This is a genomic window from Pedobacter agri (genome assembly GCF_032678665.1).
GTDB classification, from domain to species: Bacteria; Bacteroidota; Bacteroidia; order Sphingobacteriales; family Sphingobacteriaceae; genus Pedobacter; species Pedobacter agri_A.
Map to the genome: position 1 here is coordinate 115,103 of NZ_JAVTSH010000008.1, position 16,308 is coordinate 131,410.

The 16,308-nt window shown below is 36.0% G+C and carries 14 protein-coding genes; 9 read left to right on the forward strand and 5 right to left on the reverse strand.

Annotation, left to right across the window (positions count from 1 at the left end; genetic code table 11):
- Positions 1 to 39 precede the first annotated feature (39 nt).
- Positions 40 to 654, forward strand: a complete 615-nt coding sequence (locus R2Q70_RS16925) for a hypothetical protein (protein ID WP_316808730.1) — start codon at positions 40 to 42, stop codon at positions 652 to 654.
- A gap of 121 nt (positions 655 to 775) precedes the next feature.
- Complete coding sequence (locus tag R2Q70_RS16930) at positions 776 to 1,282, forward strand: hypothetical protein (protein WP_316808731.1); 507 nt, start codon at positions 776 to 778, stop codon at positions 1,280 to 1,282.
- 35 nt (positions 1,283 to 1,317) lie between these two features.
- On the opposite strand, the gene R2Q70_RS16935 is transcribed toward R2Q70_RS16930, so the two are convergent.
- Together R2Q70_RS16935 and alaS are read right to left on the reverse strand one after the other, a co-directional pair.
- Complete coding sequence (locus R2Q70_RS16935; RefSeq protein ID WP_316808732.1) at positions 1,318 to 1,917, reverse strand: hypothetical protein; 600 nt, start codon at positions 1,915 to 1,917, stop codon at positions 1,318 to 1,320.
- A gap of 326 nt (positions 1,918 to 2,243) precedes the next feature.
- Entirely contained in the window at positions 2,244 to 4,859 is a 2,616-nt protein-coding gene (gene alaS, locus R2Q70_RS16940) for an alanine--tRNA ligase (RefSeq protein ID WP_316808733.1), read from the reverse strand.
- Positions 4,860 to 4,977: 118 nt separating this feature from the next.
- On the opposite strand from alaS, the gene R2Q70_RS16945 reads away from it, so the two are divergent.
- Positions 4,978 to 5,313, forward strand: coding sequence for a MerR family transcriptional regulator (locus tag R2Q70_RS16945; RefSeq protein WP_316808734.1), 336 nt, complete (start codon positions 4,978 to 4,980; stop codon positions 5,311 to 5,313).
- A gap of 18 nt (positions 5,314 to 5,331) precedes the next feature.
- On the opposite strand, the gene R2Q70_RS16950 is transcribed toward R2Q70_RS16945, so the two are convergent.
- Entirely contained in the window at positions 5,332 to 5,712 is a 381-nt protein-coding gene (locus R2Q70_RS16950) for a hypothetical protein (RefSeq protein ID WP_316808735.1), read from the reverse strand.
- Between the two features lie 374 nt (positions 5,713 to 6,086).
- Here R2Q70_RS16950 and R2Q70_RS16955 point away from each other — a divergent pair, with 374 nt between their 5' ends.
- The 6 genes from R2Q70_RS16955 (at position 6,087) to R2Q70_RS16980 (ending at position 14,745) form a co-directional block, all read left to right on the forward strand.
- On the forward strand, positions 6,087 to 6,887 hold the full coding sequence (locus R2Q70_RS16955; RefSeq protein ID WP_316808736.1) for a hypothetical protein: 801 nt from the start codon (positions 6,087 to 6,089) through the stop codon (positions 6,885 to 6,887).
- A 22-nt stretch (positions 6,888 to 6,909) separates the two neighbouring features.
- Positions 6,910 to 8,904 carry a helix-hairpin-helix domain-containing protein gene (locus tag R2Q70_RS16960; RefSeq protein ID WP_316808737.1) on the forward strand — a complete coding sequence of 665 codons (1,995 nt, stop codon included), beginning with the start codon at positions 6,910 to 6,912 and terminating at the stop codon, positions 8,902 to 8,904.
- A 90-nt stretch (positions 8,905 to 8,994) separates the two neighbouring features.
- Positions 8,995 to 10,995, forward strand: a complete 2,001-nt coding sequence (locus R2Q70_RS16965; protein ID WP_316808738.1) for a ComEC/Rec2 family competence protein — start codon at positions 8,995 to 8,997, stop codon at positions 10,993 to 10,995.
- Between the two features lies 1 nt (position 10,996).
- Positions 10,997 to 11,773 (forward strand): enoyl-CoA hydratase/isomerase family protein, encoded by a 777-nt coding sequence (locus R2Q70_RS16970; RefSeq protein WP_316808739.1) that lies wholly within the window; start codon positions 10,997 to 10,999, stop codon positions 11,771 to 11,773.
- Positions 11,774 to 11,795: 22 nt separating this feature from the next.
- Positions 11,796 to 12,479, forward strand: a complete 684-nt coding sequence (locus R2Q70_RS16975) for a DUF4412 domain-containing protein (protein WP_316808740.1) — start codon at positions 11,796 to 11,798, stop codon at positions 12,477 to 12,479.
- Positions 12,480 to 12,573: 94 nt separating this feature from the next.
- The gene (locus R2Q70_RS16980) at positions 12,574 to 14,745 is read left to right on the forward strand and encodes a S9 family peptidase (protein ID WP_316808741.1); all 2,172 of its coding nucleotides are present in this window, start codon (positions 12,574 to 12,576) and stop codon (positions 14,743 to 14,745) included.
- Between the two features lie 207 nt (positions 14,746 to 14,952).
- On the opposite strand, the gene R2Q70_RS16985 is transcribed toward R2Q70_RS16980, so the two are convergent.
- A complete protein-coding gene (locus R2Q70_RS16985; protein WP_316808742.1) occupies positions 14,953 to 15,663 on the reverse strand; it encodes a DUF3307 domain-containing protein in 711 nt (236 codons plus the stop codon).
- Positions 15,663 to 16,274 (reverse strand): SatD family protein, encoded by a 612-nt coding sequence (locus R2Q70_RS16990; protein ID WP_316808743.1) that lies wholly within the window; start codon positions 16,272 to 16,274, stop codon positions 15,663 to 15,665. The genes R2Q70_RS16985 and R2Q70_RS16990 overlap by 1 nt, the downstream gene beginning before the upstream one ends.
- Positions 16,275 to 16,308 lie beyond the last annotated feature (34 nt).

The window sequence follows — 16,308 nt, forward strand, 5'->3', positions numbered from 1 at the left end:
ATAATCAACACACAAAAGAAACCCTAAATTTAAAAAGTTATGAAAAAGTTAGTATTATTTGCTGCGGTTCTGATGGTTTCATTATTCAGCATAAACAATGCAAAAGCACAGGTTAACTTAAGTATCAACATCGGCTCACAACCAGTCTGGGGACCTATAGGTTACGACCATGTGGACTATTACTATTTTCCTGATATCGATGCGTATTACAATGTTCCATCCAGCCAGTATATTTATTCAAATGGCGGACGATGGGTTTGGGCAAATAGTTTGCCTAATCAATACAGAAATTTTGATGTGTATAATGCTTATAAAGTTGTGGTCAACGAACCAAAACCATATCTCAGAAATAACATCTATGTAACTAAATATGTTAAATTTAAAAACTACAACGGTAGGCAGGCGATAATAAGAGATAGTCGTGATCGCAAATATTACGTGGTAAAAGGTCATCCGAATTACAATGGAAATATTAGCAATAGACCAGAGCAAGTTGTTCGCTCACAAAATGGCAACAACCGCCCAAGTCGCTCGCAGGTAACTATTGTGAAACAAAATCAAAAAACAAAACCAGGTCGTGACAATGCACCGGGAAATGACAGAAAAGCATCTAATAACCGTCCTGAAAGAAATAACGGTAAAGGACGTGGATAGCAGATTATTTAGTTGTGTAGAGGGGGTTTTCGAAAGAAGCTCCCTTTTTTTATATCTCTGTTACAATAGAAAATTTGGCACAGCGTTTGAATTCTATCCGTACACACAAATAGAAACGATTATGAAAAAGTTATTAATCATCTCCGCGATTGTAGGTATCGTGGCTTTAACATCAAATCAATCTAACGCTCAGGTAAGTTTAAATGTAAACATTGGCACACAGCCTGCCTGGGTTCCGGTCGGTTATCAAAACGTTAATTATTATTATTTGCCCGAAGTGCAATCTTACTATTACGTTCCGCAACGTCATTTTGTTTATCTAAGCGGAAACCGATGGGTTAGAAACAGACATTTACCGGCCAGGTACAGAGGTTACGATTTGCACCGCGGTAGAAAGGTTGTTGTTTATGGTCATAACCCGTACAGAAGTTACAATACACATCGTGTAAAATATTCAAATCGTTCGAACATCTACAGGTCTTCATATGGTGGAGGAAACCGTGTAAGATATAGCGCACCAGGAAGAAATAACTATAGACCGTATAAAGTTGATAAAAGACACCATGACAGAAGAGTAAATTCCAGTTTATTCTCAAGAGGACACCGGGAAAAGCATGGCAGGCATTAAATAAAAAAGAGGCTTTCGAGCCTCTTTTTTTATGATTAAAATCTTTTACCAATGGTTAAACCGAACCTTGGGTAGGCTTCTATTGCATTGTTCTTACTGCTAAAAACTCTGCCTACACCTAAATAAGCTTCTCCTAAAAAGCCATTTCTTGTTAAAAACTTTGCACCAGCGGCAGCACCCAACCCAAAAGAAGTATAATTTATTTCCGGTAGCGTATAATTATATCCTGCCGGATAAGAGGTATAAGCTAATGATGAATAGTCATATTCTTTATACGAAATAACTCCTGCATTGCCTTCTATAAAGAATCCATTCGCCTTTTTGTTTCCAAAATATAATCGGTAATGAGGGGTAATGATATAATTAATTCTGCTTCCGAAAACATTTTCATTTGTTGCGCCAATAGCAACAGAAATTCCAGCACCCATATTGTCTTCTATAATTCTTTCGTAGGTAATTTCAGGAATGGCCAAAACAGAATAAAAAAGATTAATCTTGATCTCATTATTGCCACCATGGCCAATTGCTTTTGATCTCGATTCGATTGCTTTTGATACGCTATCTGGATTTTTGCTTTGTGCCTTACACCAACTTATTGAGCCAAGTAAAACAATGATTAAGAGTGATTTTTTCATTTAGATTTTTTTCAAGCGAAACTAATGAATTAGTTTTAAAACCAAAATACAATTCAATAAATAATTTGAAAAGCAATTGCAGTAATGCTTAGGTTAAAGCAGTCCCGCTTTCGTTGCAATCTTTTAAAAAAACCTCTGCCATTCTGAGGAACGAAGAATCTTTTTCATCGCTTGCAGATACTTCGTTCCTCAGTATAAAAGATATTAAAGGGTACTACTTTTTTAAAAGTATTTCCACTTCAATCGGGTTTAAATTGCAAAGATGATACACCTATTAATGAAAAACTAACAATTAGCCCAGTTTCATTATTGCGGTTCTTTGCAAATTATTGTGGAATAAAGCCTTCAGCTTTACCTAAAACGTTCGGTAAACCTTCAGGATTTTTACCGCCTGCGGTTGCATAAAACGGCTGACCACCGCCTCCACCTTGAATTTCTTTCCCTAACTCACGAACGATATTAGAAGCATTCATTCCTTTCTTCACTAAATCATCAGAAAGCATTACGGTGATACCGGGCTTACCATCAATTTCAGTTGTAAATACCAGGAACAAGTTATCAATCATATCTTTTAATGAAAAAGCGAGGTTTTTCACGGCATCAGCACTTTGCAAATCGATGTGTTTAGCAATTAAGTTTATACCATTTATACCACGAACGTGATGAACGATTTCGTGTTTCAGGTTGCTAACACGCTCTAAAATTGATTTTTCAATCTCCTTTTTAAGTTTAGCATTTTCATCTAACAATGCCTGAACTGAAGATGATAAATCTTTCGAGCCATTTAACAAAGCTTTTAAATGACCTAATTCTTTTCTTTGATCTAAGAAATACTGTTCCGCTTTATCAGCAGTAATCGCTTCAATTCTTCGAACACCAGCCGCAACTGCGCTTTCAGAAATAATTTTAAATGAACCAATTTGTCCTGTAGCTTTTACATGTGTACCACCGCAAAGTTCTTTCGAAAAATGGTCATCAAAGGTTATCATACGAACAAAGTCGCCATATTTTTCGCCAAACAAAGCAGTTACGCCACTCTCAATAGCATCCTGATAAGGCACATTTCTTTGTTCCTTTAACTTAATATTTTGCCTGATTTTCTGATTTACAATTACCTCAATTTGAGCGAGTTCTTCATCTGTTACCTTCGCAAAATGAGAAAAATCGAAACGTAAATAATCAGCATTTACCAATGAGCCTTTTTGGTTTACGTGGCTTCCTAAAACTTGTTTCATAGCAGCATGTAGCAAATGCGTGGCTGAGTGGTTATCCTCGGTTAAAATGCGTTTATCTTCATCAACAACAGCCCAAAATTTTCCTTCCAAATTATCAGGTAAAATATCTGCGAAGTGAACCGTTAAGCCATTCTCCTTTTTAGTATCGGTAATATCAACCCAAAACTGTCGACTATGGTCTTCTAAACGACCGGTATCTCCTACCTGTCCTCCGCTTTCTGCATAAAAGGGTGTTTGGCGTAAAACAATTTGATATTGCTCTTTTCCTTTTGCTTTAACTTTACGGTATTTTAGAATTTCAGTTTCGATTTCTAAATCATCGTAACCCACAAACTCACTTTGCTCATCTGCATTAACAATAACCCAATCGCTGGTATCAATAGCAGTAGCTGCACGACTGTCATCTTTCTGCTTTTTAAGCGCTTGTTCGTATCCAGCTAAATCGACACTCCAACCCTTCTCTCTGGCCATCAGCTCAGTCAAATCGATTGGAAAACCGAATGTATCAGATAGTTCAAAAGCAAAACTTCCTTCTACCGTATTATTTGCTGCCTGGTATTTTTCAAACCGTTGAATACCTGTTGATAAAGTTCTCAAAAACGAAACCTCTTCTTCCAAAACTACCTTTTGAACGAAATCCTGTTGAGAAATCAGCTCATCAAAAACACCTTTAAACTGTTCAGCCAATATTGGAACGAGCTGATTTAAAAACGGCTCTTTGAAATTTAGGAATGTGTAAGCATAACGCACAGCACGACGTAAAATTCTACGGATAACATAACCAGCTTTGTTGTTCGATGGCAGTTGACCATCGGCAATTACAAACGCAATGGCACGAATATGGTCGGCCATTACACGCATAGCGATGTCAGTTTTTTCATCGGCGCCGTATTTAATTCCAGATTTGTCAGCAATAAACTGAATCATTGGCTGGAAAACATCCGTATCGTAGTTTGAGGTTTTCTCCTGTAAAACACGCACCAAACGTTCAAAACCCATTCCGGTATCAACATGTTTTGCAGGTAAACTTTGCAATGAACCATCTTTTAAACGGTTAAACTGCATGAATACATTATTCCAGATTTCGATCACTTGAGGATGGTCGGCATTGACTAACGTAGCGCCATCTACCAAAGCTTTTTCTTCATCAGTACGGCAATCTACATGAATCTCGGAGCAGGGCCCGCATGGTCCGGTATCGCCCATTTCCCAGAAATTATCTTTTTTATTTCCTGGTAAAATGTGGCTTTCATCAACATATTGTTTCCAAAGGTCGTAAGCTTCCTGGTCTTTTTCTAAACCCTCTTTTGCATCGCCCTCGAAATAAGTAACATATAATTTTTCCTTCGGAATTTTGTAAACCTCTGTTAATAACTCCCAGCTCCAGGCAATCGCATCTTTCTTAAAATAATCGCCAAAGCTCCAATTACCCAGCATTTCGAACATGGTATGATGATAGGTATCGATACCAACTTCTTCCAAATCGTTATGCTTACCAGAAACACGTAAGCAGCGTTGAGTATCTGCAACACGGGCATATTTAATCGTGGCTTCGCCTAAAAACAAATCCTTAAATTGATTCATACCAGCATTGGTAAACATCAAAGTCGGGTCATTTTTAACCACAATTGGTGCCGATGGAACAACGTGGTGCTGTTTTGATTCAAAAAAACTAAGGAATGCCTGTCTAATCTCTTGTGCTGTCATTACATTTTATTAATTGGAGGAACAAAATTAAAATTTTATTGCGTTAATAAGGAAAAATCGAGCTACATTTGAATACTTTAATTAATCGATGTAAAACACTCATAATCAAGCGCCAACTATGCCATATAAAGAAAGAGACATTAATAAAATGTATTATACCATGGGCGAAGTGACTGAAATGTTTAATGTTAACGCATCGCAAATTCGTTTTTACGAAAAGGAATTTGACATCCTACAACCTAAGAAAAATAAAAAAGGTAACCGGTTATTTACGCCTGATGACATCGAAAACTTAAAAATCATCTTCAACCTTGTTGATGAAAAAGGTTTTACCCTTAAAGGTGCAAAAGAGCATTTAAAAAACAATAAAGGCGATGTTAAAGAAAATCAAAAGATTATTGATTCTTTGGAAAAACTAAAAGGGTTTTTGGTGAATTTAGCGCAGGAGTTGTAATTCTTTTAAGAATATATTTCATCGCTTAAAAAGCAACAATGTATTTGTTATACTCTGAGCTCTTAACATTTTGTTATTTTGATAGATCATTTGATTGTTTTGAAAAATCATTTGACTGTTTTGAAAAATCATTTGATTGTTTTGGTGAAGTTGCTGATATTTAAGCAGTTCATCTTCATAAAGATTTATTCCTTCTTTCAAGGAGTCTACTCTCTTGTTTACAAAATAACTACCAATGCTATCAACTGCATGAATGGTTCTGTAACGCTCTGGTAGAATAGTAAATGAATCCAATTGGGATGCAATCAAATTCATTTTACTTTCAATAGCAGATATATTAGCCAATTCATTTGCTAATATCTCTTTCTTTTTTTGCGAATCCCAATATTTACCAACCATGTACTTTATACAAACAAAAATTGCTAAGTTACCAAACAATAAAAAAGAGTAATATTTTTCGGCCCTGTTTGTTATTATAAGAAAGGAAACTAGAGACACAACCGCTAATGCAATTAAAGTAAAGAGTGTGTTTCGATTATAATTATCAATCCTCAATTTTATTTGCCAAAGCTTATTATTCTCATTTGAGTAATTCTCAATTAATTTTTTTGATTCTAGTAAATTAGAAAATATTTGCTCAAGATTGATACATTTGGTTTATATTTCAATTCTAGCAAAAAAAATAATATTTTCAAATTCTAATTTATTTTCTAAATTAGAATAACCGAACAACAATCACCCTATTTTTTATTTACCGGTTTTAACGCCCTCAAATGAAAATATGGATTGTATTGTTAATCTCCCTCACGCCTTTTTGTTTATTTGCTCAAAACACTTTGGGTCCAAGGCTTACTGCTATGGGCAAAAATGGTGCAGCTGTTACCGATGTTTGGGCGGTACAGGCAAACCCAGCTGGAATAACCTCGCTTTCAGGGCCAATCATTTCACTAAATTATATCAAACATCTTTTTAGCAATGAGGTCAGTACTCAGGCCTTAGCTTTTGTTTTACCGATCAAAAACAACTTTATTGGAGCAAGCTTTCAGCGCTATGGATTTGCTGAATATAATGAAAGCAAAATTGGCTTTGTTTACGCGAAGAAATTTGGAGAAAAATTATCCATTGCTTTAAACGGTAATTATCATCAATTAAAAATAGCTAATTATGGTACCTCAACTGGTTTCTCGGTTAACGTAGGGGCGCTATACCATTTCGATAAGGAATTTACTTTCGGTGCTTTCGTAAGCAATCCATCGAAACAAAATTTTAGCAGCACTGAGGTATTTATTGAAATACCAACTTCTTTTAATGTTGGCGCAAGTTATTTAGTATCTGATAAAGTTTTAATTGCAACATCAATTAGCAAAGTGCTAAATCAATCTATCGATGTAAGCCTTGGCATAGATTACAAAATCATTGATTTGCTGAGTTTGCGTGGTGGCTTAAGTGCTAAACCATTTAAACAATATGCGGGCTTCGGTTTAAAATACAAAAAATTTTTATTGGACATGGCAACCAGTTATGATGCCAACCTGGGTTATGCACCTCAAATTGCTGTTAGTTATGCCTTTTAGATTGATAACAATTGTCTTGGTAATGATGGCTTCCATTGTTAAGGCACAAACAGTTGAAGAAATTGATGTTCGCGATATTATAGAAAGCGTAGCAGAAAATCTGCCGGACGATTACGATATGACGGAATTGATTGACGTGCTGACCAGATTGAGAAAACATCCTATCAACTTAAACAAAACTTCTGCTGAAGAACTCAAAACATTGGTGTTTCTATCGCCATTGCAAATCAGCAACTTTTTTGCTTACATAAAAGATAACGGAAAGTTTGTTGATGTACTGGAGCTTCAAAGTATTGATGGTTTTGATGTGAAAACTGTCCAGAATCTACTCCCTTTTGTCACTTTAAATCCTACTACGGAATATGAAAAACTTACATTCAGAAACATATTGAACCTAGGTGAAAGTGATTTGCTCATGCGATTTGCGCAGATTTTACAAAAGCAAAAAGGCTTTACTGATTTGCCAGGTAATCGTTACTTAGGTTCCCCGGAAAGGTTTCAAACCCGTTACCGTTATCATTATGGAACAATTGTTTCGGCAGCGATAACCCTAGATAAAGATGCTGGTGAAAAATTTATAGGCAAGCCTTTCGATTTTTATTCGGGCAACATTGCGCTATTTAAACTGGGAAGGATTAAAAAATTAGTAGTTGGAGATTATACCCTACAATTTGGCCAGGGATTAACCATGTGGTCGGGATTTGCTTTTGGCAAAGGGCCAGACGTAACGGCAGTAGCCAGAAAAGATTTGGGCTTAAGACCTTACACTTCGGCAAATGAATATTCCTTTTTAAGGGGCACATCGGCAACAATTAATCTTTTTAACAATGTAGATATTACACCCTTTATTTCATTCAGAAATCTTGATGCCAGTCAGGATTTGGGTGCCGATGGCAACCTTGTTCAGGCGACAATCAATCAAAGTGGCTATCACCGCACACCTACAGAAATTGAGAACAAGGGATCTTTAAAGCAACAAATCTATGGCTTAACACTTCAATATAATAACGATGATCTGGGCATTGGTGCCATCGCTTACCAAAGTAAGTACGGAAATAGTTTTATTACACAAACAGCGGTTTATGACAGGTTTAGTTTTACAGGAAATTTATTAACTAACGTTGGCCTTTATTATAATTACACCTATAGCAACATTTATTTTTTCGGCGAAGCCGGGAAAAGCTTAAATAGCGGCTTAGCTTATGTGAATGGTGCTTTAATTAGCTTATCTCCTACGGTTTCGACAGCCATCACTTATCGGAATTATGCAAAAGATTACCATAACTTTTTTAATCAGGCAGTGGCCGAAGCAAGTGAATCCGTAAATGAAAAAGGTTTGTATGCCGGCTTAAATGTGACACCAAACAAGCGTTGGGCATTTTCGGTGTATGGCGACTATTTTCGATTTCCATGGTTAAAATATCGGATTGATGCACCTTCAAAGGGTTACGAAATTTTAGGTCAGGCGGTTTACACACCTAGTAAAACCTTCAAGGCCCTTGCGAGATTTAAAACCGAAAACAAGCAGCAGAATACCGATTTAGATGTACCCGTTAACTTTTTAGATGATGTGAAAAAAGAAGGCTACCGCCTCGAAATAAGCTGGCAGATTAATAAAAAATTGAGTTTTCAAAACCGGGCAGAGGTTTCTCAATATAAAAAGGGTGATGCAAAACGAGAATTCGGCTACCTGATTTATCAGGATATAGACTACGCTCCAATGTTTTCAAAAATAACAGGAAACCTGCGGGTAGCATATTTTAATACACCAAGTTACAATAGCAGAATTTATGCTTATGAAGATGATGTATTGTATAGCTTCGCTTTTGGCATGTACAGCGGAAAAGGTTTCAGAACTTATTTAAACCTGAAATATAATCTGGCTAAAAAATTAAATATCTGGGCAAGATATGCCATGTTCATTTATAAAGATGTAGAAACTGTAGGTTCATATTTAGATGAAATTCAAGGCAATAAAAAATCAGAAATTAAAATTCAAATGCGCTATCAATTTTAAATTATGTTTAAGGCAGAATATATTTTTGCAAGGATCCTCCTTCCATTTATAATTGGAATTGGGGTTTTTTATTTTTTTCCGGCAGAAAAAATGATTTTATTTCTGGCAATTGCATCTGCCGTTATTTTCCTTTCTGTATTATTCATCAACATCACTTATAAAAAATTTGATGCTTACAAATTTAAAGGGGTAACCGGAATTTCTATCTTACTTTTTTTCTTCTTTTTGGGCGCTTTACTCTCTGTATTAAATAACGAAACACTGAAACCTGACTATTTCGCAAAGAAAAACTATAAAATTTTAAAAATATGGGTTAATGATGAACCTGAGCAAACCGACGATATTCTAAGGTTTAAAGCAAGAGTGGTTTCGGGATATGAAAATTCCAAACAGATCAGGCTTAGCGGGCAATTACTTTTGGCTTTGAAAGTAGATAGCATCACTCCTATCCAATTAAAATATGGTGATGAATTAGTGGTGTCAGCAAAATATCTCGAGGTTGAGCCACCTTACAGTCCTGCAGAATTTGATTTCAAAAGGTGGTTAGCAAGTCAAAACATCTATCAACAAACTTTTATTAACCAAAACCATGTGCTTAAAACCAATCGAAATATTGGAAATCGCATCATCAAGTTCGCACTGGATTTGAGAGAAAAGCAAGTGGCGAAATATCGAAAGATAATTAACGATGATGAGGCCTTCGCTGTCGCATCTACTTTAATTTTAGGTTTCCGTGCTGATCTGAGCAAAGAAACCTTAACAGCTTATTCCAAAACCGGAACCATACACGCCCTATCCGTTTCAGGAAGCCATGTTGGAATCATCTTTTTACTGCTCGAGTTTTGTTTGGCTTTCTTAAACAAGCGACGATCCCTTAAAATATTCAAATTCATATTGATATGCAGCTTGATCTGGAGTTATGCACTAATTACAGGTTTATCGCCATCCGTTGTTCGGGCGGCAATTATGATTACCATTTTCATAACTGCCAAAAATTTTGCCCGGAATAAAAACAGCTATAATACCCTAGCGTTTGCAGCATTCTGCCAATTAGTTTATAATCCTTTCCTGATTTGGGACGTCGGTTTTCAACTTTCTTATCTTTCTGTTTTCGGATTGATATACTTGCAACCCAAAATTTATAAATGGATTTACGTAAAAAACAAACGGCTCAACAAAATTTGGGAACTAACTGCCCTATCCTTATCAGCACAACTCGTCACTTTCCCATTGTGCATTTACTATTTCCATCAATTTCCTGTTTATTTCCTGCTGGGAAATTTATTTATTGCGATCCCGCTGTTCATAATTATGGTTTTAGGAATTTTTGTGCTCGTTCCTTTAATTGACAGATTATCTCCCATTTTTGAATGGATAATTGTATCTACAAACACGGTTTTAAAATGGATTTCGAATTTGCCTTTCTCAACGGTTTCTTCAGTTTGGATGAATCTTATAGAGCTTATTTTATTAAGTTTGGCTTTAGCTTTTTTCGTCTATTCACTGGCGAAATACCATAAACGATGTTTGATTATATCCTTAATAAGTTACATTATTTATTCTGCGCTGATAGTATACAAAGATTGGACAGCCATCCATCAAAAGAAAATTATATTATTCACTTTGCGGAAAAATTATGCTGCGGCATTTATAACAGGTCGGGATGCAGTATTGGTTACAGATTTAACAGAAGTTGATAAAAACTACCTGTTTTTTGTGGCTCCGGCTTTAGAGCAATCTCAAATTAAAAAAGTCGATTTCATCAATTTAAAAATGGATACTATTTTGCGTCACTTTATTAAAAAAGATAATCAGATTGTTTTCAATGACTACAATATTCTTTTGATCAACGAGCAGATGAACTACAAAAAATTAGCGGTTATTGGAAAGTTCAAAAGTATCTGGTTAACAGGCAACCACAAGTTTAAACTCGAAAATTTGCCAAATGGACTTGAATACGAGGATATCATTATCGACGCCACCAACAAAGATTATAAAATAGCAACGTTTAAAACTTTTGCAGATAATAATAAAGTACGAGCACATGTTTTAAAGAAAAATCCTGCATATTTGGTACACCTAACCCAATAATATGGAAAATTTGGTTTTGTATCACGTAGCCGAGCGAATAGCCACCATTACTATAAACAGACCCGAAAAGCGAAATGCGTTAAACCCCCAGTTAATTTCCGAATTAACTGAAAATTTTATTCGTGCTTCTGAAGATGATGATGTTAAAGTGGTTATTTTAAATGCTGTTGGCGGTGTTTTTAGCGCTGGTGCAGATTTGGAATACCTTCAGCAATTGCGTCATAACACTTTCGAAGAAAACGTAGCAGATTCCAATAACCTGAAAAAACTTTTCACCACGATTTATTACTTACCTAAAGTTGTTATCGCTCAGGTTGAAGGGCATGCCATTGCGGGTGGTTGTGGTTTGGCTACCATCTGCGATTTTGTTTTCGCCACTCCTGAAAGCAATTTTGGTTATACTGAAGTTAAAATTGGCTTTGTTCCGGCAATCGTATCCTGCTTCTTGAAACAAAAAGTAAACGAAACGATAGCCAAAGAACTCTTACTCACAGGCAAAATTTTCCCCGCAGAAAAAGCACTCGAATATAAATTGATCAACTTTGTAACAAATTCAGAAGAAATTCATCAAACTGTTAAAGAATTTGCATTAAGTTTGTGTAGAGAGAGTTCTGGTAATTCATTAATGATTACAAAACAATTGATTACCCAAACCACTAACCCGCTTCTTGAAAAAAGTTTGGAATTTGCTGTCCAAATCAATGCCAGGGTGCGGGAAAGTGAAGATTTTAAAAAAGGTATTGCATCATTTCTTAATAAAGAAAAAATTAACTGGTAAACAACTAAACTTAAATAAAAACATGTTAAAATCTATCAAAACGAGCGTTGTCGCTTTAATCCTTGTAGGTGGTGCAGTAATTGCTCACGCACAGAAGAAAATTGCTGAAGGTACAATTACTTATGGATTGGAATATAAACTTACTGATGAGCAAAAGGCAGCCATGGGCGGACAAGAACCACCTGCAGAACTTAAAGTAAAATTTAATAACGGCTTAACAAAAATTGAAATGGAACAAGGTCCGGCTTTGATCGGAATTGTATCAGACAATAACGAAAAAACTGGTTTGTTATTAATTGATGTGCCAATTGCACAAAAACAATTTGCAGTAAAACAATCTAAAGAAGATGTGGAGAAAGCCATGGGCGGCATCGCAAAGTATTCAGATTTTAAAGCTACTGGCGAGAAACAAACCGTTGGAGGCTATAACGCAGAAAAATATACTTTCAAAGATGATAAAGGTGCATCACACGAACTTTGGGCAACTAAAGATGTTGAATTACCAAACGTAGGATCACAAAATTATTTCCCAGGTCTAGGCGCTTTCCCAGTAAAATATACAATGGTTCAACGTGGCATTGAAACTACAACAACTTTAAAATCAATTTCTGAAGGTAAAGTTGGTGCAATTTCTAAAGATGTTCCTACTGGCTACGAAGTAGTTACCATGGATGAATTAATGAAAATGCAAGGTGGTGGTGAATAACTAACCTAGATCTTACAATCAAAGGCTTTTTAACCGCCGGCTTTTTATCTAAATTAGCCCGAAAGTTAAAAAGCTTTTTTTATGACTAATTTTTATGATAAAAAACCTACTCTTTAAATTATCAATTATTTGCATTGCTACTCTGGCATTTATTGATGTTAAAGCCCAAAGTATTAATTGGGCAAAGGATGGAAATTCCTATTACCAGATCGCCAGTGGAGAAATTATCAGTGTTACCTTGCCTAAGAGCGATAAAAAAACTGTTATTTCAAGAGCACTTTTAACGCCGGCTGGGAAAAGTGCACCCATCGCTGTGCGTAGCTTTCAGTTATCTGCTGATGGAACCAAAGCCTTAATTTATACCAACAGCAAAAAGGTTTGGCGTTACGATACCCGTGGCGATTATTGGTTGGCTGATCTAACAGCAAACAAAATCACGCAAATTGGAAAGGATAAACCTGCATCTTCTTTAATGTTTGCAAAACTTTCTCCTGATGGAAGCAAAGTGGCCTATGTAAGCAAACATAATTTATATGTAGAAAACATCGATGGCTCGAATGCTAAAGCCTTAACAACCGATGGCACTGACAGAATGATTAACGGAACCTTCGATTGGGTGTATGAAGAAGAATTCGATTGCAGAGACGGTTTCAGATGGAGTCCTGATGGTAAATCAATTGCTTACTGGCAACTTGATGCTACCAAAATCAAAAACTTCTTGATGATAAACAATACAGACTCTATTTATCCTTATACCATTCCGGTTGAGTATCCTAAAGTTGGCGAAAATCCCTCAGCTTGTAAAGTAGGCATTGTTGATGTTGCCACCGCAAAAACAAATTGGTTAAATGTTCCTGGTGATGACATTCAGCACTACATTCCACGTATGCAATGGGTGCCGAATAGCAACGAAGTTATCTTACAACAATTAAATCGCGAACAAAACGAAAGTATTGTTTTTATTTGCGATGCGGCCAGCGGAACGGCAAAAGCAATTTACACCGAAAAAGCTAAAGCCTGGATAGACGCTCAGGACGAATGGAAATGGTTAAACAACAATCAGGAGTTTACCATTACATCAGATAAAGATGGTTGGAATCATTTGTACAGAATCAGTCGCGATGGTAAAAAGCAGACCTTGGTTACCAAAGGAAATTATGATGCCATTGATATAAAACTGATAGACGACAAAAGCAATTACGTTTATTTTACAGCCTCTCCAACAAATGCAACGCAAAAATACTTGTATAAAACCAAGTTAGATGGAAAAGGTAAATTAGAACAAGTAACACCTTCAACGCTACTTCCGGGTACACATAATTACGATATTTCGCCGAATGCCGCTTTCGCCCGCCATAGTTACAACAGTTCTACCGTAAGGCCGGTTACCGAATGGATGAACTTTACTACCGGAAATCCATTTACCATGGATGGCAGCATTACCACGCAATTATCAAAACAAGAGGCACCTAAAAATAAAGTAGAATTTTTTAAAGTAACTACCGAAGATGGTGTTGAACTTGATGGTTGGATGAAAAAACCAGATAACTTCAATCCCGATAAAAAATATCCGGTTGTATTTTATGTTTATGGCGAACCTGCTTCTGCAACAGCGTTAGATACGTATGGAGCAGGCAGAAATTTCCTTTATGCTGGCGATATGGCCAAAGATGGTTACATCTACATTTCAATGGATAACCGTGGCGCACCAGTTCCGAAAGGAGCTACCTGGCGTAAAGGCATCTACAAAAACATTGGCGTAACCAACGTTCGCGACCAAGCCATGGCTGCTAAAAAATTATTGGCAACCAATTCATTTATGGATAAAGACCGTGTAGCCGTTTGGGGCTGGAGTGGCGGCGGGTCTTCAACATTAAACCTCATGTTTCAATATCCTGATATCTATAAAACAGGTATCTCAATTGCCGCCGTAGGCAACCAGTTAACTTACGATAATATTTACCAGGAACGTTATATGGGTACGCCTTTTCCAAGTAAAGATGCTTATATGAAGGGCTCTCCTATTACCTATGCTAAAAATTTAAAAGGTAATTTACTTTACATCCACGGAACCGGCGATGATAACGTTCACTACCAAAATGCAGAGATGCTCATCAATGAGTTAATTAAAAACAAAAAGGTTTTTCAATTGATGAGTTATCCAAATCGTACCCACAGCATATCTGAAGGCGAGGGCACAAGCGAGCATTTATCACTTACTTACACCAAATTTTTGAAAGATAATTGCCCTCCAGGAGCGAGATAGATTTTAAATATTTGAAAAGCAATTGCAGCGGGGAATCGGTTTCGATAGCCCCGCTTTTCATTTCAATCTTTTTCTAAACCTATAAGGTTTTAAAAACCTTATAGGTTTAGAAAAAGTATTTCCATTTCAATCGGGTTTAAAACGCAAGGTTCTTCGCTTCTCTTAACGTTTGCTTAGCAAAATGCCGATTGCAAGGTGCATTAAAAACTATCTCACTAAACCCAAAACCGTAAAAGAAACCACTATTGCAATGCCGAAACTTAGTAGTGTTCCAATCAATACATATTCTGTTAATTTAAGGTCGTGTGCCTCTTTTAAATCGCCAAAGCGGAATATAGATTTTGCTGCCAATAAGAAACCGACAGCTTCAAAATGGTTGGTGAGTATAAAAACAAAAATCAAAACCCGTTCTAAAATCCCGATATATTTTCCTGCATTCTGTAATGATTTCGGACTTTCATCATCACTTTCAGGTAACCATTTAGCAATAATTACTTTCATAATTATCGATGTTGGCAGGGATAAAAATAATAAGCCAACAATCAAAAACCAGGTTTTTACATCATTTAAATAACTAATATCTAAATAGCCTTTGTAAAAAACATGCCAAGCCAAAACAATAGAGCCAAAGTGCAAAACCTGGTCGGCAAAAAACAATATTCTAGCATTCTTTCTAGTTTGAAAAAGCGATTTTAAAGCATCAATTATAAAATGTAGCACACCAATTGATAAGGCTATTTTCCAGACATCAAAGCTTAAAAAAACAACAAATATTAAAACCACATGAATGAAAACATGTAAGTACAGTTTACCCGATTTAAGCTTCTTTCTTTCCTTATCCTTAACCCACGATGTAGGTTGAAGAAAAAAATCTCCAATTAAATGCGCAAGGATGAGTTTGATTAAAATGATATCCATTATGAAGAAAGAATTTGATTCAGTTTTTTACGATATAGTTTATCCATTTCCATGATTTCTGAATAGCGGGCTCGTTTTAAAGCTTCACTAACAGACGATTGTGTTCTTTTTGAAATAACCGCCAACTCGCTTTGCACAACATTTTCGTTTTCCAAAGCTAGCTTAACCATTTCAGCAGCAACAATGCCCCAACTGTCCATTGCAATTAAAGCTAGTTTAATCAAAACATTTATTTCTTCATCAAAATCCGGATTTTCCGTTTTAATTGCAAGGTTTACTTTTGCTTGTTTTAAACTATCAAAAGCAGCACCTGAATTTACAAAAGCATCGCCGCTTGATTCTGAAAGTTTTTTACGTTTAGTTTTTACCTCGCCAATGCCAATACCCATTCTTACATCTGCAGGCTTATTTATTTTAATACAAGCCTTTAAGTAGGCAGCAGTTCTAATGGCATTTTCTGCAGTTACTTCTACCTGAAAGCTATCGCCACGATAAATTTCCCATTTATCATTCTGCCCTGAAACTGCTTTTAAAGCAGTTTTTAAGCTTAATAACCAACTGTCTTTTATCTTTCGAGAACCAACAATATCTCCAGTTATAATGCAAATCATATTACTAATATAAGCCTTTATATTCATCATTCAA